This is a genomic window from Serratia sp. CY83965 (assembly GCF_052166375.1).
GTDB lineage: Bacteria > Pseudomonadota > Gammaproteobacteria > Enterobacterales > Enterobacteriaceae > Serratia > Serratia marcescens.
The window spans coordinates 58,607-82,452 of record NZ_JBJNOV010000004.1 but is presented as its reverse complement, the minus strand read 5'-3'; the positions used below and the strand labels follow the sequence as shown (position 1 = coordinate 82,452).

The window sequence follows — 23,846 nt, the reverse complement described above, 5'->3', positions numbered from 1 at the left end:
CCCATCATGGGGCGGCTTTGCGAGGTTACGACGAGCTTATCTGCGAACGGCCATGATACCGGCATCGACATCCCAGATTGCGCCAGTCACCCAGGAGGCTTTGTCGGACAACAGGAAGAAGATGGTATTGGCCACATCTTCCGGCGTGCCGACACGCCCCAGCGGATGGAAAGCGTTCAGCGATTGCATTGCGCCGGCAATGTCTTCTTTCGCCATGAAGCCTTCATAAATCGGGGTATGCACGATCCCTGGCGAGACCGCGTTCACGCGGATACCCGCACTGGCCAGCTCAATGGCCAGGTTGCGTGTCAAGGCGTGGAGACCGGCTTTGGCCATGGAGTACGCGGAAGCCGGTGAGTCGCCGAGTGCGGCTTGCGCGCCAATGGAGCCCACGTTCACAATCGCCCCTTCACGGCCGTCGGCCAGCATGTTCTTCACCACGTCCTGTGTGATGAAGAAGGTTGCCCGGTTCAACATCAGGTACATGTCGTAATCGGCTTCCAAATGCTCGGTAAAGCCTTTCGGCATGAAGATCCCGGCCGCATTGACCATCAGGCTAATATCGCGATGATTAGCATTAATCTCCTGACGAATGGCGTTCATGCCCTCTTCGGTCATCAGGTTTGCCGCAATCACGGACACGGAACCCAGTGGGCTCAGCTCTTTCTGAACCGCTTCTGCCTTGTCTTTTTTATTGCCCGTCAGTACCACGCTGCCACCGGCTTTCAGCACCATACGCGCCGTTTCCAGACCCATGCCGCTGGTGCCACCCACGACAAGCAGTTTTTTGCCTTTAAAGTCATCGCTCATTTTGAACTCCGTTATTTGCAGGGTAGATTTGCCGGCAGTCATGCAGCCGGCTCGTTCAGGTTTCAGATGCTGCAACCGTCAGCGCCGCAGGTCTGGCCGTCGTTTTTTGCCAATTCAGCCGCTTTTTCTTCCCAGACTTGCTTCAACGCGTTCAGGAAGTTGTCCGCAGATTGCGCGCCGCTGATGGCATATTTTTCATTGAGCAGGAACAGCGGGACACCGCTGACCCCGATCGACCGGGCATGGGCTTCATCTTCAGCCACCGATGCACGGAAGGCCTCATTGGCAAGGGCACTTTCAGCGTCGGCTCTGGACATGCCCACTTCTGTAGCTAACGCAATGAGCTCCTGCGGATCGAAAATGGAACGCCCCTCAGTCACACTGGCCCGATAAAACCGTTCTGCCATGGCGTCGCCCATATTGGCGTGACGTGCAGCCGCGAGCAGCGTATGGGCATCTTCGGTATCGCCAAAGAGCATGGTGTCAAAGTTATACTGGAGCCCTTCTGCCTTCCCGGCCGTGCCCACCTGATTCATCATCAGTTCCGCCCCATGTTCCCCGCCAAACTTCTTGTAAAGGGCTTTGCGGAACGGCACGGCAGGCCGGTCGCCGGAAATACGGAAACTGTGGTGGCGGACCACGACCTGCTCCTTGTGTTCAAAGGCGGCAAGGCCCTGTTCGAAACGCTTTTTGGCAATCCAACACCAGGGGCAGACCAGATCTGACCAGATATCTATCGTAATAATCGGCTTAAGGGTTTGCATATTGGCTCCTGAATACCCCATTAATGTCGTCTGGCGGTGCCTCTTTATGTGGGCACCGCAAATACCACCAGCTACGTGGCGTTAGTTGGCTTCCCAGGCGGGATAATCGGTGTAGCCTTTTTCCGGCGACCCCGTCACGCCGTAATACGTCGTGCGATCGCTTTCAGCCAGCGGCCAGCCGTTCTGCATTCTTTCGACCAGATCAGGGTTGGCGATGTACGGCACGCCAAACGCAACAAGATCCAGTTCGTCTGCCTCAAGTGCGGTTTCGGCAATCTCGCGGGTGAAACCGCCGGCGGCAATAACGGTGCCCCTCAGGGTTTTACGGAACGCGGCTTTGAAACCGGCAGGTACCGGTGCCTGGGTATAAACAGGTTGATAATAGAGGTGCACATAAGCCAGCTCACGTTGGCCGAGGGCCGCAGCGATACTTGCCCAAATCTCTTCTTCACCTTCATAAGGCGCCAGGTCGTAAATCCGCCCGAACGGTGAAATGCGCAAGCCCACCTTATTGCTACCAATAGCCGCAGAGATGGCATCAACCGTTTCCAGCAGGAACCGCTGACGGTTTTCCACAGAGCCACCGTATTCATCAGTGCGGGGGTTCAGTTCACTGCTGAGGAACTGGTCGAAAATGAAGCCGTTAGCCGCCATGATTTCCACGCCGTCAAACCCGGCCTCCATTGCCAGACGCGCTGAATGGACAAAGTCAGCGGTAACGCGTCGAACTTCTGCGGTTTCCAGCGCACGCGGCTGGCTTGGAACGACAGGCCCCGGTTCGCCAGACTCGGTCAGTGCAAAGACGGTGGTGTTAACCGCTTGTACGGTACCGGCGGAAACTGGCGCGATGTTGCCCGGCTGAATTGAGGTATGAGACATCCGGCCCACATGCCACAACTGAGCAAAAATACGACCGCCCTTCGCATGTACCGCATCGGTCACTTTGCGCCAGCCCTGAACGTGTGCAGCGTTGTAGATCCCCGGGGTATACAGATAGCCGCGCCCTTCTTCAGAAACAGGCATGCCTTCGGTGATAAGCAGCCCCGCAGAGGCGCGCTGGGCGTAGTAAAGTGCAACGACGTCATCCGGCACGTCGTTCATTGTGCGGGTGCGGGTCATCGGGGCCATGACCACGCGGTTTTTTAACTGCATGCCTGACAGATTGTAGGGGGTGAACAACTTACTCATCGTATACCTCGCAAGGCGAAAGTGAGAAAAGCCCCGCTGGGGCCGGAGTTAATACTTAGCGGGCCGGGGAGCTGACGATCGCTTCCTGATGCCGGTTAAGCGTATGGCTGCACTATACCTACCTACTAGTTGATTGGTCAATAGGTAAAAGAACAAATCATGCTGTCCTTTTGTCACCGGAGACAGGCACAGGGAATGCTGTGTAAGGTGAGCTCCCGTCGGTGAGATGGTCGTCATCCTGTGAAATCAGGGAATTACAAATATCATTATTGGGCGTTATGGAGCTAAGACTGGCCGGTTCAGGGCGGCGAGGAGTCTTTCTCTCCCCTTATCATTGGGATATTAATCACCCCGATGGAGAAGAGTAAATGTCCAAACTTCACCTTACTGTTATCAGTACATTATGCCTGGCGTTGTCGAGCCAGGTCGCTTTTTCAGCCAGTTTTACGCTGACAAGTCATGAGCTTGAAAAAAACCATTTCCCCGCAGCTCAGACCCTGAGTTCACCTTATGGATTTGGGTGCAGTGGTGGAAACCTTGCCCCCTCTTTTAACTGGAGTGGCGCGCCGGCAGGAACTCAAAGCTTCGCTCTCAAAATTTATGATAGGGATGCGCCGACAGGCCTCGGTTGGATCCACTGGCAGGTGGTGAATATTCCCTCATCTCTTCACTCGTTACCGGCTGGGATAACGGCGGATAACAAAAATCTCCCGCAAGGGGCTCTTCAGACCCGGACTGATTTCGGTATCCCGGGTTATGGCGGCCCTTGCCCGCCGAAGGGTGAAACGCACCGTTATGAGATCACGCTGACGGCACTTCGTGTCGACAAACTTCCGGGAATAACGGCGGACTCGACGCCCGCCCTGGTCGGCTTTATGGCAAAAGCGAACTCACTGGGCGAAGCGCATCTTCAGATTACGCAGGGCCGCTAACCGCAGCCAGGTTGCCGATAGCCTGGCCGGAAACCCGGACCAGGCTGGGGTTGAATCCGAAGCGAGTTCGAAATCTGGCGGCGAACTTAGACGGATTTTCATAGCCGACTTCCAGGGATATGCGGGTGACTGAAAGATCGGTCACCTGCAAAAGTGTCAGGGCGCGGCACATGCGAATGTCAGTCACCAGATGGGTGAATGACGTATTTTCGGCATGCAGATGGCGTCTCAGGGTGGTGGCCGACATACCCAATTCAGCCGCCACCTGCGCAGTATTCCAGTCTTGTGATATGTCTGCTGCAACGAGTTTGCGGATTTTTATCGCCAGTCCGGTATGTTGTTTCAGCGCGAAGAAAATTCGGTATTCATCCAGCCAACTCAGCATCTCTTCCATACGCCTGGCCACGATACTTTCAGGTATGTTTTCAGTATCTGTAATGGCCTCCGCAGTGTGATAAAAGGCCTGGCGAAAACTGTTGCCTGGCTCTGCCATTTTATTTGCTTCGTTCATGCTCATACGTGGGGCATGCATGAAGCAGTAGTTTTGGACGAAATCGGCACAAAAACTCAGCCATGATGCTTCGTACGTACCCGTTAAAGGTGATGGTGTATTGATGATATCAAAAGAGTGCCCCTCCCCGATGACCACCGCGTCCCCCGCTTCCAGCGTTATCTCCTCTTGCGCCCAGCGGATTATTTTCCTGCCATGGCGGACCAGGATGATTGTGGGTTCATCTATAGTGATATGGCGCATCATCAGGGGCTGCGTATGCAGCACATGCGCTGTACTCCCCACATTAATACGACTGGATAATGTTCTTTCCATCATCGCCTTACGAAAAGGAATAGGCCTGCCCTGTAGGCCGACACTTTATGGATGGGCTTGCTTTTTTATAAAGTAATCCCGATTTTGCAATACGTCAGTTTTCTCATTCAGATGGAGTGAAATATCATAATCCTCAGCACGCCGTCCACATAAGATGACGCTTAGCCCTTGATAAAACATGGCATTGTCTTCGCTTAAGCACCTTTCTATCGATGATAGCTTTTTATGTTAATCAAATCTACCAACTAGTAGGTAGCATTACTATTAAGTTACATCCTGCAGGAGTGAATGATGCGTGAATTACCCCTTTACAATGAAGATAATTTTAGAGAAATCGAGAGGCATGAAGGGGTTGCGGTGGTGCGCTTCTCTGCCCCCTGGTGCCCACCTTGTCAGATGAGCGAAGACATTTTTAACCATTTTGCCGAGCAGATAGAAAGCGACGTCAAAGTCGGCAAAGTGAATGTGGATCTGGCACCGGTACTGACCACCAAATATGAAATTTGGGGACTGCCGTCCGTACTGATGTTCAAGGATGGGCAGTTGGTCCAGCGTATACCGGGTGTTAAATCGGCAGGGTTTTATCAGCAAGCATTGTCAGAGCTGAAAAAAGGGCAGTGATGCCATTTTATCTATGTTTAAAAAAGTCTCTTAGCGGTCTGATGCATCATCGGCAAGCGGTTACCCCTCGTTCAGAGTGATAACCGCTTTGTTATAAAATAACCGACCAGTCTGCTTAGCGTTATTTATTGCGTTGGAAGGCCGGCATCAACGCTTTGTTATGTTCGATCACTTCATCCAATGCATTTTCAAGCAGTTGACCGCTTTTGACTAGGGGATTAATAACCAAGGCACGCCATGCCGTATACCGATTACCACTGATGGCTGCCTCAATGGTCAATTGCTCAAAGCTTTTCATCAGTTGAATCAGACGAAGTACATCTTCCGGGAAAGGTTCGACATTCAGTGGTATCGGTCCAGAACGGGTGATCATTGAACTGACCTCAACCGCACAGTCATCCGGCAGGCCCGCAATCGCACCATCGTTTCGCGTATTGACATGCATGATGATGCGTTTGTCGTTATATATTGCGCTCATCAATTCACATGCCGCATCCGAATAGTACTGCCCTCCCCGACCTTCCAGCGCTTTCGGTTTCTCGGCGAGTTCCGGGTTTCGATAAATTTCGAATAGTTCTCTTTCGAGCTCCTTTACGATCTCACCACGAGTCCCTTCCCCTTGTGCTTCGCCAAGCTCCTGACGGTACATGTCGTCGCTCATGTAGTAATAACGCAGGTAGGGGCAAGGTATCATTCCCATATTCGCCAACAACCGATCCGGCCATTTGAAAGGAGGAATATTTTTAGGCACCAAAGGATCATTCCCCTCTGAAATCAGCTCAATGACCTGAGGAAGCTTATCCTTACCCTCATGATAAATATGGCGCGCAAAAATGAAGTGATTAAGTCCCGCGACCTGCATGATAAATTCATTGATATCGCTGACACCTAAAGCACTGGCAATACCCTTTTGCATAATAACAGGCACGTTGCACAGCCCTACGGTTTTGACTGTGCTGTGTTTCAGTATCGCTTCAGTGACCATTCCCGACGGGTTGGTGAAGTTCAGCAACCAGGCATCCGGGCACAGTTGTTCCATTTCTTTCGCTATAGCCAATGCAATCGGGATAGTGCGGCATGCATTGGCAAATCCACCCAGACCATTGGTCTCCTGACCGATCATGTCGTATTTCAGCGATATCCTTTCGTCGCTGATCCGTGCGTCCAGGCAGCCGGCCCTGAACTGAGAACAAACAAAATCGGCACCGAGCAGTGCTTCTGTGCGGTCAAGGGTTTCATAAACCGGTATATCCAGCCCATTTTTTTCCAGCATCCGTCGGGTGAGGCCCGCGATAATCGCCATTTTTTCACGGCCATCCTCAATATCAACCAGCCATAACTCGCGGATCGGAAATTCATTTTGACGCTTGAGAATGCCTTCCATCAGTTCAGGTGTGTAGCTTGAACCCGCTCCAATAACCACTAACTTAAGACCCTTCATTAGATATTCCCCTCATCGTTGTTGTCAGGACGTCTGTTGGGCCAATTAAAGAGGACAAGGGGCTTAGTGGACAAACGATCAATTCCGGGGTATGCATTACTGTAAATAATGCATAAGAGAAAATTAAGAAGGAAAATGATGAATGCTCGCTCAACAGAACATACTGGCACTATTGCATACGTTTGAAACGGCAGCACTGCATATGAGCTTTACTAAGGCGGCGACTACTCTCAATCTGACGCAAGGGGCCGTTAGCCAACGCATTCGTTCTCTTGAATCCATGCTCGGATTCAGACTGTTTATTAGAATGACCAGAAAGCTTCAGTTGACCGATGAAGGGGAGCGTTTACTTGGCGTACTCGCGTTTTCACTTAAACGCATCAGTGATGAAATAGAAGATATTCGCGTGCAGGGGCTGAGAGGAACCTTGTCTGTCGGCCTTCCACCTACCTTCGCTTTTCTCTGGCTGATGCCGCGCTTACCGGTATTTACCGAACGGTGGCCGGGGCTGAATATCAATTTCAGAGTGAGAGCCGGTCTGGTAGATTTTAATCTCGAACGAGTAGATGTCGCTATATACTACAGTAATCTGAAATACCCCGATCTCTACTGCGAACGGTTATCTGAAGAGACGCTGGTTCCCGTCTGTATTCCATCTCTTGCAAAAAAAATCAGGCAAGCAAACCATTGGTTAGCTGAAGTCCCATTCATTCATACGTCTGAATCCGTTGACTCCCAGAATGTTTTTTCCGAATGGCGAGAATGGTGCAGGGAGTCTGGCAAAAACCTGCCTGTTGAAGATAATTTTTTGAGCTTCAACAATTGTCAGATGTCTATTGAAGCGGCACTCAATGGCGGCGGTATCATCATGGGCAGAAAACGACTCATTCGACATTACCTCGATGAGGGCCGACTGATTGCCCCTTTTGAAATAGAAATACCCGCCGGGCGAGGATATGACCTCATTATGCCACGAGAAAACCTTAACCGACCGGGCGTTCAGGCTTTGGCCGAATGGGTAAGAAATGTGTTTAACGAGGAATAAAGTCTGTTTTCGTTCTGATAAAGGGCAATGTAAGCCATATCAGACCTAATGCCAGAGAGCATGATGAAAATGTATGTCAGAAGTGAAAAAAGGGCAGTCATGCCCTTTTATATTTTCAACGCGATAACTATTGCGCTTTCAGTTGCTTAATCGCATCCAGCGTACGTGCGGAATAGACAACGGCAGCGCCTGCATTTAGGTTGATTGCCACACCCAGGGCTTCAGCAATTTCTTCTTCTGTGGCGCCAGCTTTAACGGCAGCTTCGGCATGGACGGCGATGCAACCATCACAGCGAGTCGTCACCGCACAAGCCAGTGCAATCAGTTCACGCACTTTCGCGCCCAGGAGGTTGGTCTTATTGCCGGCGTTGCCCAAAGCCATGACGCCTTTTAGTGTTTCCGGGGTCAACTTACCCAGATCACCAACACGTTGCATCACTTCTGAGCGGTATTCATTCCAATCTAACATGGGGTCATCTCCAGAATTATTTTCTTTTAACAATCATTAGGATCTGTTCAAGCGTATCGTTGAAAAGCTCAGGCTTATTAATCGCCCGGGAAACAACGCTGGCGCCCTCGCATAAATTCAAAATAAGCAGAGCCATTTTTGATGGCAGCAGGTCAGCAGTCAGCTCCCCTGCATCAACGCCACGGCTGACAATCCTGGTCAGCCAGGCAATCTGCATATCGAAATATTCGGTCGCCCGAACTCTGATATTCGGTGGCAGATTGGCCATTTCCGAAGACAAAGCACAGCACAGCGGCATACGCGACGTGCGATAGCTTTCGATGAAAAGCTCCACGTAGGCGGTAAGCATCTGCGCAACCGTATTCTCCGTCGCTTCAATCTGTTCAAATCGGTTTTTGGTATCGGTATGGGCCTGAATCACCACTTGTTCGCCCAAAACATCTTTGGTTGGGAAGTGGTGATGAATACTGGCCTTAGTGATACCAATGCTCTTTGACAAATCAGCATAGCTGAATGCAGAGTAACCCCGTTCGCGCATCAGATGGTCCGCTTCATTCAGAAGCCTTTCTCGTGTCATGACTGACATATAATCCTCACAATTATAATCTACTAGTTGGTAGATATTATCTGCGCCTGTTGTTCCCTGCAAGGGGACATCAGTTCACAACAGTAATTTAACCTTCTCTGATAACGCGTTTTGGTCGGAGTTAATAGCCATCAGGCAGTAGGGAAATGACAGTGTTCAGTCATTTCCCTCTCTGAGCTTTACCTACACCAACCGAGTATCAATATTGACCGGGTTCGCCAACGTATCGTGGATCGGCGAGCTTTCTGGCAGTGCACGAACCATTTCTTCAAGCTGTTCACGGCTGGCGGTCGGACTGGAGAGCTTAACGCCAACACGGATCGCTTTCGCCCCGTTGCGAACTTTTTCGTCAAGACCCAGGAAACCGTTCAGATTAATGTCGAAGTTCAGGTCAAGTTCAATACCATCAAGCTCAATGCCCTTTTCTGCCGCCATCACAGTCAGAGTCGCGGTATAACAGCCGGCAAGTGCCTGCAAAATGTACTCAGCTGGGCCCATACCGCTATCAGTACCCGATAAATCAGCAGGTTCATCGCCAACATTAGCAAATTTTCCGGCGCGACTGGTATCAACCTGGCCGTTCTGGATAGTCGCATGAGTTTCCACACGGACGGATACCCCACCGTTGGATTTACTCTTCATGTTAAAGGTGAGATTGCCCAGCTCTGGCTGCTGGCGAATAGCTTCTCGTGTACCGCGAATAACATTAGCGTCAGCAAAAGGTTTTTTTGAATTAGTCATGACAACTCCTGAAGTGTCGAGTGATCTCAAAGATAAGGTTGGTGCCAAACGCAATCAACCTACTAGATGGTAGATTACTTTAAGATTGAGGTGTTGTCTACCACTATGGGGGCAACTTCTTAAGATAGAGCTACAAACAGGGACGTAAACGCTGCGATATCTACATTATGCGATGTATCGTGCTGACGTCCGAGTTCGGCATCTTGCTAAGCATCTTAATCGCTTGTGAGCTATGACCTCCTGACGGCATAGAATCTATGCATCTTTAACAGTACCCAAGTATAGAAGCATAGTTTTCAGTAATTATTGAGTATGAAGGACTGATCAAAAGAAACAATATAGGCAATCATCATAAAAGTTATTTCTCTCGTACTAAATAACCGTTATAGACTGAAATCACAGAACGATTGACCGAAGTGAAATCAACATTCAGCAATTCAATTAGCGGGGGAGCGACCATATGGAAATCCACAACCGGACTCCAAATGTATATGACTTGCTTGAAATAAACAAAATCCTACTTTCAACTTCAAATAATGGTGAGTCATTTGAGAAAGACTTACATCTCAATGGATTCATAGAAAAACCATGGGGATATGAGTATAGAGTTTATTGTGATTCTATTTTTGATGTATGGCGCCTTCATATATCAAAGAATCAATCCACTTCAATGCATTGTCATATACTCAAAGACACCGTCCTTATATGCCTACATGGTGATGGCGAGACCAGATTTCTTGATGGTACACATCAGGCGTTAAAATCTGGGGACAGCATATATATTGCAAAAGGTGTATTCCATCAGACTATTTCGGGAAAATCAGGCATCGAATTAATCGAAGTTGAAAATCCAAGAAACAAATTCGACTTACTCAGACTTAAAGATAATTATGGCCGGCAAAATATGGCATATGAAAAGAAATCACAGGAACATGATCTTTTACCTCCTTTGCAACAGATAGCTGCAGGCACATTGATCAGAGAACATGACCTACACAAATTAGCATACTTTTCCGTCAAAAATCTTGATAGAAAAATGTTGAATGACGAGGATGATTTTATTTTTATTTCATTAGATGTAAAAAGCCATCTAATGGGAAAGATTCATATCCTACGAGCTAAAGATGCCATCTCAGAAATGTACTGTGGTCAGAATGTATTTTTAATTAACGTCCCGTAACGCAATAAGAAGGAAAATAACATGTCTAATCCGACACGAGTAGTGATAATCACTGGTCCAGGTTTTCAGGATCACGATGTAGTTTATACTTACTATCGTTCTAAAGAGGAAGGATACGATATATCTATTGCAACAAAGGATGGAAGTGCAGTGACAGGGAAATATGGCATCACTGTTCCTATGGATAAAAGATCCAAAGACAATATTAATTTTGATCAACTCAACGCCACTGATTTTGATGCTGTTATTCTCACTGGCGGTCATGAAGCGCCTGATAGAGTTCGCCAAGATCAGAGAGTTAAAGATTTTCTAAAGCAGATGGTAATACAGGGGAAAGTTGTGGCTGGGCTCTGCCATGGTCCCTGGATTATGATTTCTGCCGGTATTCTAAGAGACAAACTCACCTGCGCTTATGTTGGTCTGAAAGACGATATGATTAATTCCGGCGCCAATGTAATTGAAGCAGATGTAGTTGTCGACGGGAATATCATAACTTGCTCCTATTATGCTGAATGTGGAAAATTTATGCGTCAGACATTCGATGCAATAGATAGATGGAAGCGCGGCGAAACTCTTAAAGAACCGCTGGTGGTATAATTCGATGTTAATAGCAATGGATTTCGACGGGGTCGTGGTTGATGGAGTAGACGAATGCATGCTAATTACATGGAATGTATTACATGACAGACCTCTCAGTGATTTTAACCAAGATGTACTTCAAAACATCCCACGCCTGATGGCTAAACGATTCAGGAAATTAAGGAATTTTGTACGCCATGACGGTCACTTTATTGCCTCATTCACTGAATTTGGTAATGAAGCTATAGATAATGACAGATTCACTGCTATATATGAATCAATTCCAACTGAAGATAAGAAAATATTCAGGGATAAGTTCATCCATTATAGGAAGCTGGCAAGAAGTCTCTACCCTGATTTTTGGGCTGAACTACACCGTCCGCTATTGGATGTTTCAAATTTATTTGAAACAGCTAATGATATCTATATTGTATCAGGAAAGGATGAAGAGTCTATATTATACATTCTAAGTAAATATGGTTTAAACATACCCGCGAATAAAATATATGGGAGGATGACTGACAAAAACAAGACTCTTACCTTGCTAAAATCAATAGCCTTCGATAAAAACGAGGATATTCTATTTATTGATGATAATATCCAAAATGTTATTGATGCATTAGATCATGGCATTCAATCATTTTGGGCTAATTGGGGATACAACATCCCTGAGCATAAATTAATGGCACTTCAAAAAGGAATTAATGAATTAGATACCGAGGATCTCTTGAAATTAGTCAAGAAACCCTCTTAACGCAATATTATTTCAATTTTTTCTGTATGAGGAGTAATAACTCATGGCGAAAGAAATACTATGTGGTTTTGGAGTGGGTGTAGATGCCGTTGCAGGCTGGCTATCTTCTTATGGGGGAGAAGATTCTCCAAGCGATATATCTCGCGGTATGTTCGCTGGCGAAGTAGGTACTCCACGTCTTCTGAATCTATTTGACCAGTTTAATATCCCCACCACCTGGTTTATGCCTGGTCATTCCATCGAAACCTTTCCTCGGCAAATGGAAGCAGTTGTCAATGCTGGACATGAGGTAGGGGTTCATAATTACAGTCATGAAAACCCAATATCTATGTCGCCTGACCAAGAAAGAGAAGTCCTTCTAAAAGGCATTGACATGGTCACAAAATTAACAGGGAAGAGACCTACTGGGTATGTCGCTCCATGGTGGGAATTTTCTCCTGTAACCACAGATCTTCTATTAGAAAATGGCATCAAATATGACCATTCACTAATGCATCATGATCATCAGCCTTATTATGTCAGGAAAGGTGATTCCTGGACCAAGATAGATTATTCCAAGACACCGACCGAATGGATGAAACCGCTGGTACGCGGAGAAGAGACGGACCTTATTGAATTACCCGCCAGTTGGACAATCGACGATATTCCTCCTTTCATGTTCATGAAAACAAAACCCAACAGCCAAGGTTTCATGAATCCCAGGGACATCGAACAGTTGTGGAGAGATCAATTTGATTGGGTCTACCGTGAGCATGAATATGCGATCTTTACTTTTACGATTCACCCGGACGTATCTGGACGCCCGCACGTGTTAATGATGCTCGAACGCCTCTTAACTCATATGCTTGGTCATCCAGGGGTGAAATTCCTAAAATTGAATGACATTGCAGATGACTTTGCCAAGCGATCTCCACGGATAAAATAATGACACGGCAGCCGATAAGGCTGCCTGTTTTATGTATCTCAAACCATAAATCCGCTATTTTTTGATAGTTCGAGAATTCTGTCTCTTATTCCTGAAACGAGTGGGTTACGTAATGAGCTATCAATCCATACCAAATAGATTGAATTTATAGGGAGTCTCTCATGGACATTCACTTCAACGATCTGACCTCCTGCTATGCTTTGGGCGCATAAATACTCAGGCATCACAGTCCAACCAATATTTTCTCGGATCATTCTTTCTAAAATCCGCAAATCCGGTACAGTAATAGACGGACGAAGCAGTGCAAAAAATCGCGAAGAATCCTGGAAAACTTCCCTTATCAAGGGTAACTGTTCATCGTAAGCTATTAGAGGAAGCTTCGACAGCGTATCAATCACGTCCTCATTTTCTTTGAAGTTGTCTGCTATGAGTGACGCTACCACAACTATTAACTTTTCCATTCCAATTTCAGCATATCCAAATTTTTGTTTATCCGGCATAGAAGTTGTGAAACCTAGTTGACAACTTCCGTCCAGAAGACAGCTGTATATGCGCTTCCTATTTCCTGTCAAAACTTTAAATTTAATACCTTCATTGAATAATATTTTCACCAAGTACGGTAATTTTGACCACATTAATTCTGCTGGCCCGATGAAAGATACTGTCCCCGAGGACTTTCTTGTACGTGATCTAAGCATCGACAACTTCAGTTCAATAGTTTCTAAATCTGAAGCCACCAATCTCGCCAATTCCTCCCCATCCACTGTAGCCACCACACCATGTGAACGACGAGTAAAGAGAACACACCCGGTAAAAGCCTCAAGTGAATGAATGTGGGCAGACATTGCAGGCTGGCTTATGCCCAACCGCATTGCCGCTTTTGAAATCGAACCAGCTTTGTATACTTCAACAAAACTTCGTAACTGAACCAGATAGCTCATACTGCGCATCCTTAAGAGCCTGAAGCTCTCCGATTACGACATAAAATCGAAAGCCTGCACAGTATTATGTTATAAACATGTTCCGTTAATGCTTCTATACATATTAACTTATTTTAACAATTAAAGGATTTTATAGGGCAAGGATAGAACATATCAAGATAACCCATTGATATACCTATATTTTACGTGCGTTATACTGGTTGGCATTAAGGTTTCAAGCATGCCATGAGATTCGGATTGGCGTGTTGTCTTCTATTACATACTCTGGGGAGTGATAGTCGCTAAACCTTTAAATTGACTAAACAATCATTGTATTTTTATCTATTAACGTTGACGACCTCAACTCAAATCGAGTTATCACAAATTCCGTTGGTCAGCGAAGCGGTTAGCTTCTTTTAGACCGGTTCGGACTACCTCTCGGAACATTAATCATCATCCCATGGTGCCCGTTTCCATTTTTCAGTCATGAAATCAATAAATACACTTAGCCTACGGGGTATTGGTTCTCGCCGCGCCCGGACAACACTGATCTGAGATGTGTTTGCTTCCCAATCAGGCAGAACTCGGCAAAGTTTCCCAGCTCTCAATTCATCATGAATATCCCAAGTTTCTCGAAGAGATATGCCAAGCCCCGCCAAACTCCAGGCATGCAATACGTCTCCGTTGTCACTGATAAGGTTGCCAGTAACGCTGATGCTTCTTTCATGACCGGCTTTACGTAACGTCCATGAGTTGTGTAAAAAACCCGGGTAAGCGAATACTAAGCAGTTGTGATTTAAAAGATCTTCTGGTCGCTCAATGGGTGGATGATTCTTCAGATATTCGGACGATGCGATGAGAATACGTCTATTATTTGCTATTTTTCTGGCCAGAAGGCGAGAATCAGCCAGATCCCCCATACGAATAGCCAGATCGAAATCACCACTGTAAAGATCCTGGATTTGGTCAGATAACCTTAAATCAAAGCCCACCCTCGGATGTACTTGGCAGAATGCAGCGATCGCAGGAGCAACATATTTTCGGCCAAACGGTGCGGGCGCAGTCAAACGAATATTTCCGCTTAACTCCTCACTATCCCCTCGGGAAAGTTCCTTCATCTCATCCAGAACGGCCAACGCTACGCGAGCCCTCTCAGCTATAGCTCTGCCCTCGTCTGTAATACGTAGATTACGGGTGTTTCTTTCAAAAAGTGTAGTGCCAAGTGCAGTTTCCAGCCTGGCTATCTGCTTGCTCACCATCTTGGGGAGTATCTGTAGGTCTCGTGCTGCGGCAGAGAAATTGTTTCTGTCGACGACGTGTAAAAACACTTCAAGGTCGTCATTTCTCAAGTTTATTTTGTTCATTTTGGGGTAAGTGTTTGTCCGTTTAGGTCTATTTAAAGGATAAATAGATTGTTCCACAATAAGACTCAATATGACAAGTCTGTTATGTCGCATGCAATCAGAAGAATTTTGCTTTAAGTCCCCCCATATAGAGGAAGTTAAAATGCCCAAACGTATCCTGTTTGTATTGACCAGCCATGACCGTAAAGGTCAAGCCGAGAGTAAAGATGCCGCACCCAGTGGTTTCTATCTTTCTGAGGTGTCTCACCCCTACGATGTACTCACAAAAGAAGGATATGAAATTGATTTCGTGAGTCCCAAGGGAGGCAAGACACATGTTGACGGTTTAGACCTCAGCGATCCGGTTAACGCCTCCTTTTGGAATAATGATTCCTTACGCGAGGCAACTAAAACCACATTAAAACCCTCGCAGATTGATCCTGACGTCTATGACGCCGTCTACTATGCAGGAGGGCATGCGACGATGTGGGATCTCCCTGACAATATAGAGTTGGCGGGTGTTTCATCACGAATTTATGAAAAGGGTGGCGTTGTCGCTGCGGTTTGTCATGGCCCCGCCGGATTGGTGAATATTCGGCTTTCCGATAATGAATATCTGGTTGCGGGCAAAAAGGTGTCAGCTTTTACCAACGATGAAGAACGTGCTGTAGGGTTGTACGACATTGTTCCATTCTTACTTGAAGACACGCTGAAGCAAAGAGGTGCTGAGCATCTTGCAGCCGCAAATTTTCAGCCACAGGTGATTGTCAGCGAGAGATTAGTGACCGGACAGAATCCCGCTTCCGCAAAAGGAGTCGCTGAGGCAATGCTGCCTTTGTTGGCTTCTATTGAAAATAGAAGAGCCTGAGTTATGAAAGAACGCATGCCTTTTGTTATATATGTCTTTGCACTCTGCGCTTTTGCTTTGGGATTCACTGAATTTGTCACGATCGGCTTAGTTTCCAGGATATCAGCTGATCTAAACGTCAGTGTCAGTCATGTAGGTACAGCGGTGACAGCCTACGCCCTCGGTGCCGTAATTGGTGCTCCGGGATTAACTGCGTTGGCAACACGATGGCCTCGTAAAAGATTATTACTTGTTGCTATGGGCCTGTTTACAGTTGGCAATGGTATCGTCGGTGCGTCTGAGTCCCTAACGCCTATGTTGATTGCACGATTTGCTTCCGGTTTAGGGCACGGAGTGTTTCTTGCTGTTGCTTCAAGTGTGGCAACCCAACTGGCTGGGCGACATCGTGCTGGCGCCGCTGTTTCGGTCGTTTTTGGCGGTCTTACAATTGCGTTGGCATTAGGCGTACCACTTGGTACCTACATCGGTAGTCTGTTGAGTTGGCAGTCTATATTCATGGCAGTAACGGCAAGTGGAGCGATCGGTTTCATTGGATTGGCAATGCTGATGCCCACGGATCAAAATGATCCCTCCTTGCAAGCAAATGCCATGGACGGTTTAAAAGCCATGTTCAACCCACTACTGCTTGCGGGAGCAGGAATTACAGTTTTGGCCTATGCAGGATCTTTTGCCCTGTATACGTATATTTCCCCGATTCTACTTCAGGTAACGCATGTAGACGAGCGTACGAGTAGTTTGCTTATGTTGGTCTACGGCGTGATGGCCGCTATCGGGAATGTTTGGGGTGGTCGCCTGACTGACAAGCAAGGTGCAGATCGTGCCGTGATGACAATTCTTATTGGTCTGGCGATCGTCCTCTTTGCTATGTGGTTCTCTGTCTCATCCTTAATGTTAATGGCACTGTTTATTGGGTTGCTTGGAGCATTGACATACGCAGCGGTCCCCTCAATGCAAGCAAGAGTGATAGGGCTATCTCACATACATGCACCTGAAGCTCCAGCTGTGGCAGCAGGACTGAATATTGCCGGTTTTAACGGAGGAATTGCATTAGGGTCGCTATTGGGGGGGGTAGCACTGGATGTTACTGGTCTTACAAGCCCTACTTGGGTTGGAGGCGGAGTAGTAATCGTTGGTATTTTATGGATGTTATTACAAATAAATTCTAATAAAAGACGCACCACCTCCGATTACTCCTGATAGTACACATAGCATTTAAAATGGCTCAGTGAACACCAAATCACTGAGCCATTTTATTTTACCTCTTTGAAAAATGTCACAACCAAACATAGGTTATTTTTTATTTTATAAAATCCGCCCATGTCATTCTGATCTATTTCATATCAATCAGAATTTTAAACATCTTTCAAAAACACAGCGAAATTCATCAGCAATATCATTGTGTGAAAGGAGATGTATTATGTCAGACAATCCAACTTGCCTAAACATTAGAGATGGAATTCCAGACTGGATAACTATAAGGGAGGCGGTAAGACTTCTCAATGCATTGAATGGGTGTAAAATAAGAAAAAGTGATTTTTATCGATTTGCTCTGCAAGGGAAAATTCGGTTTTCAATATATTTTCAATCCCCAGTAATATTGAGGAAAATTAAATCACGAAATCATAAATTAAAGCTAAGACCAATAAAAAATTCGTCAACGATGAAATCATTCATGCCTGCCGAAAGTTCCTTTGTCAACGAGAACAATTTAACTTTCAGTACTGAAGGAAGATATATCCACCCTGTACAAAGAGTCATTGACACAACATTACTCGGCTATGAATATGTCCTTATACAGCGTTTACTTGCACATTCATTAAAGATACCATCACCTGTAACAGGAGCAAAGTCGAATAATTATGGTATTACCGTCTGTTTATTGGGGGAATCGTTTCAACTTTTCGAAAAGATGACATGGCATGAAAGAATCGAACGACACGTAAAAAGGCTACCTAAAGATATTTCATCAGATGATTACGAAGATATAATACTAAACGCTACAAAGAAAGATTCGCATAAATATTATTTTCCTATGCATGAATTACCGAGTGATGCCTGCTTTGTCCTCAGAAAAAGTGAACTTGATAAGTTGATCAACAAACCGATCGAAAAAGAAATACTTCAACCGTCTCCAACTCGGATATCCACCCCTCTATCACGCCTCTTCTGGCTTGCCTGCAAAAATAATGAAACTATCAGTCCGTTAATCATGCAACCGTATAAACTACTGTCCATTTTTGAACAATGGGCATCTGAGGAAGGCATTACCGATCGATTCAGTGGCGACACGCTCAAGACTGCGCTTGAGCGCGGCTCGCCCCCTTCCCTGCCAACACAAAAGTAAGATGATGCCCTTCGCTATGAAAACCCGTATTAAGGATTGTATTTCCCGTAATACGGGCTCATCAGCTTTCTCCACACCACTATTTTGTGTTGTCGTGTGTTCTCCCGGCTAGCGCTATATCTGCCACAGGAGAATACCGTGACATCTCATCAGTTATTACGTCTGAAACAGGTTGAAGAAAAAACTGGCCTGAAGCGCTCTCAAATCTATCTGTATATGAAAGACGGCACCTTCCCCCGCTCAATCAAGATTGGCCCGGCCAGTGTCGCCTGGCTCGAATCGGAAATTGACGAATGGATCAATATTAAATTAGTCCGCCGCTCAATAGGCTGAAGGGAGATAATACCATGATTATCCCATCACTTAATTACGCCGTATTAACCGATGCCCTGCATGCATTGAAGGAGGGCAACATTCGTTACTGTGAATCGCTAGGATTCACTTTCGACGAAATGAATGCCCTCAACCAATTATCACTAGACGAGCTGTTTATCCTCAGTCGGGAGTCTGCGCAGTTTTTGGCTGTGACGGTTCATCACGACGCGTTACACCTGCTTCTGGCGAAATCCCGTGAGGAGGTTCTGCAGCAGCAACGTATCAACCACGCTATCCGGCTGGGTGGGTCAATTGCGCTCCTCAATAAGTATTTTGGCCTCACCTCCAACGAAGTTTGCCTTCGCCGCCGCTTACTGGGCGTCCGTGTGCCTTATGGCCGGACGCCAGAGCCGGACGAAGAGACGGATGCGGCCATCTGGCGGCAATGGCAACAATGCCGGGTGGCCAACCTGGAATCGACCGATGCGTTGGCCGCCATGATGCAGGTAACGCAAACCCTGCTGCCGAAAGTCGAAGGGTTGTCACTGACCATCGTCTGGAAGCGTATCGCACTTTGCGAACAGGAGGCGTCAGACCGGAGGGCCGCCCATGCCAGATGAGATTGACCGCGATCAGGAATTTAATGAGCAACGACTGGAGGATATGATTGAACAGAGTCGTTTTAAGCCAGGGTCTACGCCATCATTATTCCATTGTCGTGTATGCGGTAAGCCCATTCCTGAAAAGCGACGGCAGGCACTTCCGGGCATAACCACCTGCACGGAATGTCAGGAAAAACTTGAACGCCGAAGACGTTAATAATGGTCACAGAGACATGCAGGAATATTTCCCCTGCATGTCTCTATCATTAACTATGAATACACAGTCTTCTTTATTAACTATTTCACTTCCATTTATTTACCCCAAAGCTTATCCCCTTCTACCGCTAATTCATCTCTCTCATTTTAACTTTGAATTTATCGTTTATATACCGCCCCGGATATCTGATCCTGAAAGCGTCATTACATAATAGTTACCCGTATTGACGTAAATTCGCCTGAATCAGGCGTTGCTCTTTAAAAATAAGGTTCGGGCTGTCACGAAACCACAATTCAGGGTGCCGCTGAATGTTCTCGCTGACCCGTTAAAACCGGAATGCAGAATTGGGATGTGACATTTCTTTAACTCATCGTTGTTTTTAGTAGAGGAGGCCACATGCGAAAACCCATTTATCACGTATTTGTCACCCAGGAAAGTCAACCCGATGCACAGGGCGAAATAAACACGTATTGGACCAAGGTTGGCGTGGCGTTCGCTCATAACGGTAAGTCTGGCCTGAATATCATGCTGACACCCGGTATTGCTGTCTCCGGCAAGCTGGTGCTGCTTGAACCCAGAGAAGATAGCGGCATTTCGCAGGATACCGCCTCTGCTTAATCCGCTTTTGACCTTCCTCCGGCAGGGGCTTGGTATACACCCGCCGGGCTGACTGTTAAGAGGCCACCATGCTATCCACCACAGCCTTTCTTACGCTGTCGATGCAGTGCGCCGCCAGCGTTCACCCGTCGACGGCACTTGATGTGGCGCGGGTCGAATCCGGTTTGAATCCGTATGCCATTGCTGAAATCCTGCCCGGTGGCAAAGGCGTGACTTCACATTTCCCCGCCAGCATAAATGAGGCCGTCAGCCTCACCGGACGGCTGGCAGCACAGGGCCGACGCTATTCGGTCGGGCTGATGCAAATCACCAGCACCAACTTCCGACATTACGACGTGACCGCCCGTGACCTTCTTGACCCCTGTACCAACCTGTCCGTGTTTGAGCGCATCCTCACCGACTGCTACCACCGCGGCGGTTCCCTCAAGCGTGCGCTCAGTTGCTACTACTCAGGAAATTTCACGACCGGCCAACAGCCGGAATCCGCGTTTAACCAGACCAGTTACATCCAGCGCATCGGCTACGCCGTACCGTCAACGCGGGAAGACCGGCAGCGACCTCCTGCCGAAAAGCTCGTGCCTGAAATCCATTACCCCACCGCCGTCATGCGTGGCGAGCTTACCGATAACGCCACGCCAGTTCTGACATCCCTGCGCTACCCCAACGCCGTGATACGCGGCGCGTTACCCATCCCCGGCCCCCAGGAGGAACAATGATGAAACGAAAACAGACTGACTGGCCCGTCCTCACTTGCCTGTTAATGGCAAGCCCGGTGCTGGCAGCAGACAGCGGGTTTAATAAAGCCAATGAGACGCTGAGCAACACCTCTACCGGCCTGCTCGGACTGGCCGCCGTCACCATCACGCTGGCCACCATGTGGGTGGGATACAAAGTCTTATTTGACGGCAAGAGCCTGCATGACATGCGCAACGTCATCATTGGCGCCATCCTTATCGTCGGTGCGTCAGGTTTCGGTGCCTACTGGGCGTCATAAGGGAGGCAACGATGGCTACGCTGAACAAAGCGCTGACGCGACCTGCCGCCATAGCCGGCATTCCCCTCGTGCCGTTCGTGATGGTCAGCGGGGCCATCGTCCTGCTGGCGGTCTATGTCAGCTATTACCTGATATTACTGCTTATTCCCGCCTGGCTGGAGATGAAGGCAAAGGCCAGAACCGATATTCACTATTTCGGCCTGCTCTGGCTGGCCTTTAAAACCCGTGGCCGGTTTGGCACCAATAAACATTTTGGTGCCAATGCCCTGCTGGCAAACCGATATGACGCCGTCGACGTCTCGGAGTTTATTGAAAAAATGAAGTTAAACGAGCACGTTACGCTGGATAAATACATTCCGTATTCCTCCCATCTTCACCCGCACGTCATCAGAAACCGCCAGGGTGATTTGGTTGCCAGCTGGGAGCTGGAGGGCACCATTTTTGATTGCGAGGATGAACATCACCTGACGTTAATGGCGACGCATCTCAATAATGTTATTCGTGCGTATGAAGGTCTGCCGGTCACTTTCTATCTTCACCGTATCCGGGAGAAATACCACGATGGCTTTGATGCGAATTCAGGTATTCCCTTTTCTGATGAAGTGACCCGGCGGTATTACCAGCCGATCAACGAAAAGCCGTTCTGGCGGCACCGGCTGTTTTTCACCGTCTGCTATGTGCCCTTCTCTCCGCTTGAGAAACAGGCCATGAAGGCGCAGCCATCGGGTAAACGCAAAGCGGCGCTGGATGATGCTCTGAAAGTGATGCTGGAACACCTGGAGGCGCTGGATTCGGCGCTGTCCCGCTATACGGCGACGCCGCTGGGGATGTATGAAGAAAACCGGCGGGTGTATTCCGCCCAACTGTCCTTTTATCACCGCCTGCTCACTGGCCAATGGCAAAAGGTGGCGGTCACGCGTGCACCATTTTACGAAACGTTAAGCACGCCGGATGTCTTTTTTACCACCGACACCGCCGAGTGCCAGACGGTCAGCGGCTCCCGCTTTTTCCGCAGTCTGGAAATCAAAGATTATTCGCCGGAGACCGCGACCGGCCTGCTGGACGCGCTGCTGTATGCCGAAAGCGAGTATGTGCTGACGCAGTCCTTCACCTGCATGGCCCGCGATGAGGCGCAGAAGCATATTCGCCTAGCGGAAAAGCGCCTGACTTCGGCAGATGACGACGCCATTTCGCAGCGCGAAGAGCTGATTGTGTTGCGTGACCTGCTCCAGTCCGGGCATGTCTCCTGCGGAAAATACCACTTTTCCCTGCTGGTATCTTCAGACAGCCCCGAGCTGGTGGTGAAGGATGCCAACGCGCTGGCACAGCCTTTCGCCGACCTCGGCATCATGACGACACTGTCCACGCTGTCGCTGCCCGCCGCGTACCTGGCGCAACTGCCGGGGGTGTATACGCTGCGCCCCCGTCTGGTGGCCGTCAGCAGCCAGAACTTTGCCGACCTGGCGAGCCTGCACAATTTTCATTCCCACAAGCGGAGCGGTAATCCCTGGGGCGATGCCATCGCCATCCTCAAATCACCGGGTGGTGGCGGGTATTACCTGAACCTGCACGACAGCCAGAGCGGGCGGGATGACTTCAACGAAAAAACGCCGGGTAATACGGCGATTATCGGGAAAACCGGCTCAGGGAAAACGATGCTGATGACCATGATGCAGCAACTGATGCAGAAGTACCGCAATCCGGCGACGTTCAGCGCCTCAGCCACAATCCAGCGGTTCACCACGGTGTATTTTGATAAGGACCGGGCGGCGGAGATGGCGATACGTCAGATGGGCGGGCGTTATTTTCGTATTCGCACCGGCGTGCCTACCGGTTTCAACCCGTTTTCGCTGGCCCCAACCCGGCGGAATATCAGCTTTATCAAACGGCTGGTACGCATGCTGTGCGGCCGCAACGGCAAGCCGCTCGATCCGCGCGATGAGGAGCGCATCAGTGCCGCCGTGGATACCATTATGCTCGACTACCCGCCGGAATACCGCAAATTCGGTATCACCCGGCTGCTGGAAGTCCTGCCGGAGCCACCAACCCCCGACGCCCGCATCAACGGGCTACGTATTCGCCTTAAACAGTGGGCGCAGGGCGGCGAGTTCGGCTGGGTATTAGACAATGAGGAGGACACCTTCAACATCAGCGACGTCGAAAATTTTGGTATCGACGGTACGGAATTTCTCGATGATGACGATGTTCGCGGCCCCATCACGTTTTATCTGCTGTACCGCGTCACCGGCCTGCTGGACGGTCGCCGGCTGGTGATGTTCATGGACGAGTTCTGGAAATGGCTGGCCGATGTCGAATTCTCCCGCTTCTCGCTCAATATGCTGAAAGTGATCCGCAAGCTGAACGGCATCTTCGTCCCCGCCACCCAGTCACCTGACGAAATCGTCAAGCACCCTATTGCCCCGGCGATTATCGAGCAGTGCAGTACGCAGATTTTTCTCGCCAACCCGAAGGCCAGCCGGGCGGATTACGTGGAAAAGATGAAAGTGCCGGAAAGCGTGTACGACATCGTCAGAAACCTCGATCCGGGTGAGCGCTACATGGTGGTTCTGAAAACGCCATTACGCGCAGGTGAAACCCGGCCTTTTGTGGCTGTGGCGAAAATGGATTTATCGGGCCTCGGGAAACTCACCAAAATGCTGAGCGGGAGCGAAGACAACCTGAAACTGTTCGACACCCTGTATCAGGAAGGTATGCAGCCTGATGACTGGAAAGCCGCCTTCCTTGAACAAGCCCTGTAATATTC

The 23,846-nt window shown here is 48.4% G+C and carries 27 protein-coding genes; 17 read left to right on the top strand and 10 right to left on the bottom strand.

What is annotated here, in order from left to right; genetic code table 11:
* Positions 1–36: 36 nt before the first annotated feature.
* The 3 genes from ACJ8PL_RS11225 to ACJ8PL_RS11215 all read right to left on the bottom strand — a co-directional run bounded on the left by ACJ8PL_RS11225 (position 37) and on the right by ACJ8PL_RS11215 (position 2,762).
* The gene (locus tag ACJ8PL_RS11225; RefSeq protein WP_015697019.1) at positions 37–810 is read right to left on the bottom strand and encodes an SDR family NAD(P)-dependent oxidoreductase; all 774 of its coding nucleotides are present in this window, start codon (positions 808–810) and stop codon (positions 37–39) included.
* A 62-nt stretch (positions 811–872) separates the two neighbouring features.
* Positions 873–1,574, bottom strand: a complete 702-nt coding sequence (locus tag ACJ8PL_RS11220) for a DsbA family oxidoreductase (RefSeq protein ID WP_142471388.1) — start codon at positions 1,572–1,574, stop codon at positions 873–875.
* Positions 1,575–1,655: 81 nt separating this feature from the next.
* Complete coding sequence (locus tag ACJ8PL_RS11215) at positions 1,656–2,762, bottom strand: alkene reductase (RefSeq protein ID WP_049264864.1); 1,107 nt, start codon at positions 2,760–2,762, stop codon at positions 1,656–1,658.
* 368 nt (positions 2,763–3,130) lie between these two features.
* Between ACJ8PL_RS11215 and ACJ8PL_RS11210 the strand changes: the two genes are divergently transcribed.
* A complete protein-coding gene (locus ACJ8PL_RS11210) occupies positions 3,131–3,694 on the top strand; it encodes a YbhB/YbcL family Raf kinase inhibitor-like protein (protein ID WP_015697016.1) in 564 nt (187 codons plus the stop codon).
* On the opposite strand, the gene ACJ8PL_RS11205 is transcribed toward ACJ8PL_RS11210, so the two are convergent.
* Positions 3,678–4,520: a helix-turn-helix transcriptional regulator gene (locus ACJ8PL_RS11205; RefSeq protein WP_142471411.1), complete on the bottom strand. Its 843-nt coding sequence runs from the start codon at positions 4,518–4,520 to the stop codon at positions 3,678–3,680. The two genes, ACJ8PL_RS11210 and ACJ8PL_RS11205, sit on opposite strands and share 17 nt — an antisense overlap.
* A 291-nt stretch (positions 4,521–4,811) precedes the next feature.
* On the opposite strand from ACJ8PL_RS11205, the gene ACJ8PL_RS11200 reads away from it, so the two are divergent.
* On the top strand, positions 4,812–5,141 hold the full coding sequence (locus ACJ8PL_RS11200) for a thioredoxin family protein (RefSeq protein WP_094898028.1): 330 nt from the start codon (positions 4,812–4,814) through the stop codon (positions 5,139–5,141).
* A 121-nt stretch (positions 5,142–5,262) separates the two neighbouring features.
* Here the strand turns inward: ACJ8PL_RS11200 and ACJ8PL_RS11195 are convergent, their stop codons facing one another.
* A complete protein-coding gene (locus tag ACJ8PL_RS11195; protein WP_270221634.1) occupies positions 5,263–6,582 on the bottom strand; it encodes a 6-phospho-beta-glucosidase in 1,320 nt (439 codons plus the stop codon).
* Between the two features lie 142 nt (positions 6,583–6,724).
* Between ACJ8PL_RS11195 and ACJ8PL_RS11190 the strand changes: the two genes are divergently transcribed.
* Complete coding sequence (locus tag ACJ8PL_RS11190; protein WP_032693559.1) at positions 6,725–7,627, top strand: LysR substrate-binding domain-containing protein; 903 nt, start codon at positions 6,725–6,727, stop codon at positions 7,625–7,627.
* A 127-nt stretch (positions 7,628–7,754) separates the two neighbouring features.
* On the opposite strand, the gene ACJ8PL_RS11185 is transcribed toward ACJ8PL_RS11190, so the two are convergent.
* From ACJ8PL_RS11185 to ACJ8PL_RS11175, 3 genes are all read right to left on the bottom strand, one after another.
* Complete coding sequence (locus ACJ8PL_RS11185; protein WP_032693558.1) at positions 7,755–8,096, bottom strand: carboxymuconolactone decarboxylase family protein; 342 nt, start codon at positions 8,094–8,096, stop codon at positions 7,755–7,757.
* A 16-nt stretch (positions 8,097–8,112) separates the two neighbouring features.
* On the bottom strand, positions 8,113–8,682 hold the full coding sequence (locus ACJ8PL_RS11180) for a TetR/AcrR family transcriptional regulator (RefSeq protein WP_094898027.1): 570 nt from the start codon (positions 8,680–8,682) through the stop codon (positions 8,113–8,115).
* A gap of 183 nt (positions 8,683–8,865) precedes the next feature.
* A complete protein-coding gene (locus ACJ8PL_RS11175) occupies positions 8,866–9,423 on the bottom strand; it encodes an OsmC family protein (protein WP_048284453.1) in 558 nt (185 codons plus the stop codon).
* 460 nt (positions 9,424–9,883) lie between these two features.
* On the opposite strand from ACJ8PL_RS11175, the gene ACJ8PL_RS11170 reads away from it, so the two are divergent.
* Genes ACJ8PL_RS11170 through ACJ8PL_RS11155 form a run of 4 tightly spaced genes read left to right on the top strand, consistent with a single transcriptional unit; the run spans position 9,884 to position 12,861 of the window.
* Positions 9,884–10,603, top strand: a complete 720-nt coding sequence (locus ACJ8PL_RS11170; RefSeq protein WP_024359926.1) for a cupin domain-containing protein — start codon at positions 9,884–9,886, stop codon at positions 10,601–10,603.
* Between the two features lie 21 nt (positions 10,604–10,624).
* Positions 10,625–11,200, top strand: coding sequence for a DJ-1/PfpI family protein (locus tag ACJ8PL_RS11165; RefSeq protein ID WP_094898025.1), 576 nt, complete (start codon positions 10,625–10,627; stop codon positions 11,198–11,200).
* A gap of 4 nt (positions 11,201–11,204) precedes the next feature.
* Entirely contained in the window at positions 11,205–11,936 is a 732-nt protein-coding gene (locus ACJ8PL_RS11160; RefSeq protein WP_024359928.1) for an HAD family hydrolase, read from the top strand.
* A 43-nt stretch (positions 11,937–11,979) separates the two neighbouring features.
* On the top strand, positions 11,980–12,861 hold the full coding sequence (locus ACJ8PL_RS11155) for a polysaccharide deacetylase family protein (RefSeq protein WP_015689823.1): 882 nt from the start codon (positions 11,980–11,982) through the stop codon (positions 12,859–12,861).
* A gap of 38 nt (positions 12,862–12,899) precedes the next feature.
* Here ACJ8PL_RS11155 and ACJ8PL_RS11150 read toward each other — a convergent pair whose 3' ends face one another.
* Together ACJ8PL_RS11150 and ACJ8PL_RS11145 are read right to left on the bottom strand one after the other, a co-directional pair.
* The gene (locus ACJ8PL_RS11150; RefSeq protein WP_015689822.1) at positions 12,900–13,802 is read right to left on the bottom strand and encodes a LysR family transcriptional regulator; all 903 of its coding nucleotides are present in this window, start codon (positions 13,800–13,802) and stop codon (positions 12,900–12,902) included.
* 425 nt (positions 13,803–14,227) lie between these two features.
* Positions 14,228–15,145, bottom strand: coding sequence for a LysR family transcriptional regulator (locus ACJ8PL_RS11145; RefSeq protein WP_032693554.1), 918 nt, complete (start codon positions 15,143–15,145; stop codon positions 14,228–14,230).
* A 142-nt stretch (positions 15,146–15,287) separates the two neighbouring features.
* Here ACJ8PL_RS11145 and ACJ8PL_RS11140 point away from each other — a divergent pair, with 142 nt between their 5' ends.
* From ACJ8PL_RS11140 to ACJ8PL_RS11095, 10 genes are all read left to right on the top strand, one after another.
* Positions 15,288–15,992, top strand: coding sequence for a type 1 glutamine amidotransferase domain-containing protein (locus ACJ8PL_RS11140; protein WP_024359930.1), 705 nt, complete (start codon positions 15,288–15,290; stop codon positions 15,990–15,992).
* Between the two features lie 3 nt (positions 15,993–15,995).
* Positions 15,996–17,189, top strand: coding sequence for an MFS transporter (locus ACJ8PL_RS11135; RefSeq protein WP_024359931.1), 1,194 nt, complete (start codon positions 15,996–15,998; stop codon positions 17,187–17,189).
* A 220-nt stretch (positions 17,190–17,409) separates the two neighbouring features.
* Entirely contained in the window at positions 17,410–18,336 is a 927-nt protein-coding gene (locus ACJ8PL_RS11130) for a hypothetical protein (RefSeq protein ID WP_120150989.1), read from the top strand.
* 138 nt (positions 18,337–18,474) lie between these two features.
* On the top strand, positions 18,475–18,669 hold the full coding sequence (locus ACJ8PL_RS11125) for an AlpA family transcriptional regulator (protein ID WP_009635172.1): 195 nt from the start codon (positions 18,475–18,477) through the stop codon (positions 18,667–18,669).
* 14 nt (positions 18,670–18,683) lie between these two features.
* On the top strand, positions 18,684–19,271 hold the full coding sequence (locus tag ACJ8PL_RS11120) for a DUF2857 domain-containing protein (protein WP_094898022.1): 588 nt from the start codon (positions 18,684–18,686) through the stop codon (positions 19,269–19,271).
* A complete protein-coding gene (locus ACJ8PL_RS11115; RefSeq protein WP_009635174.1) occupies positions 19,261–19,470 on the top strand; it encodes a TraR/DksA family transcriptional regulator in 210 nt (69 codons plus the stop codon). Before ACJ8PL_RS11120 ends, ACJ8PL_RS11115 begins: the two co-directional genes overlap by 11 nt.
* A 396-nt stretch (positions 19,471–19,866) precedes the next feature.
* Positions 19,867–20,088 (top strand): hypothetical protein, encoded by a 222-nt coding sequence (locus ACJ8PL_RS11110; RefSeq protein WP_094898021.1) that lies wholly within the window; start codon positions 19,867–19,869, stop codon positions 20,086–20,088.
* A gap of 68 nt (positions 20,089–20,156) precedes the next feature.
* Entirely contained in the window at positions 20,157–20,804 is a 648-nt protein-coding gene (locus ACJ8PL_RS11105) for a lytic transglycosylase domain-containing protein (protein ID WP_270221635.1), read from the top strand.
* The gene (locus tag ACJ8PL_RS11100) at positions 20,804–21,082 is read left to right on the top strand and encodes a TrbC/VirB2 family protein (protein ID WP_047611357.1); all 279 of its coding nucleotides are present in this window, start codon (positions 20,804–20,806) and stop codon (positions 21,080–21,082) included. Before ACJ8PL_RS11105 ends, ACJ8PL_RS11100 begins: the two co-directional genes overlap by 1 nt.
* An 11-nt stretch (positions 21,083–21,093) precedes the next feature.
* Positions 21,094–23,841: a VirB3 family type IV secretion system protein gene (locus tag ACJ8PL_RS11095; RefSeq protein WP_442531166.1), complete on the top strand. Its 2,748-nt coding sequence runs from the start codon at positions 21,094–21,096 to the stop codon at positions 23,839–23,841.
* Positions 23,842–23,846 lie beyond the last annotated feature (5 nt).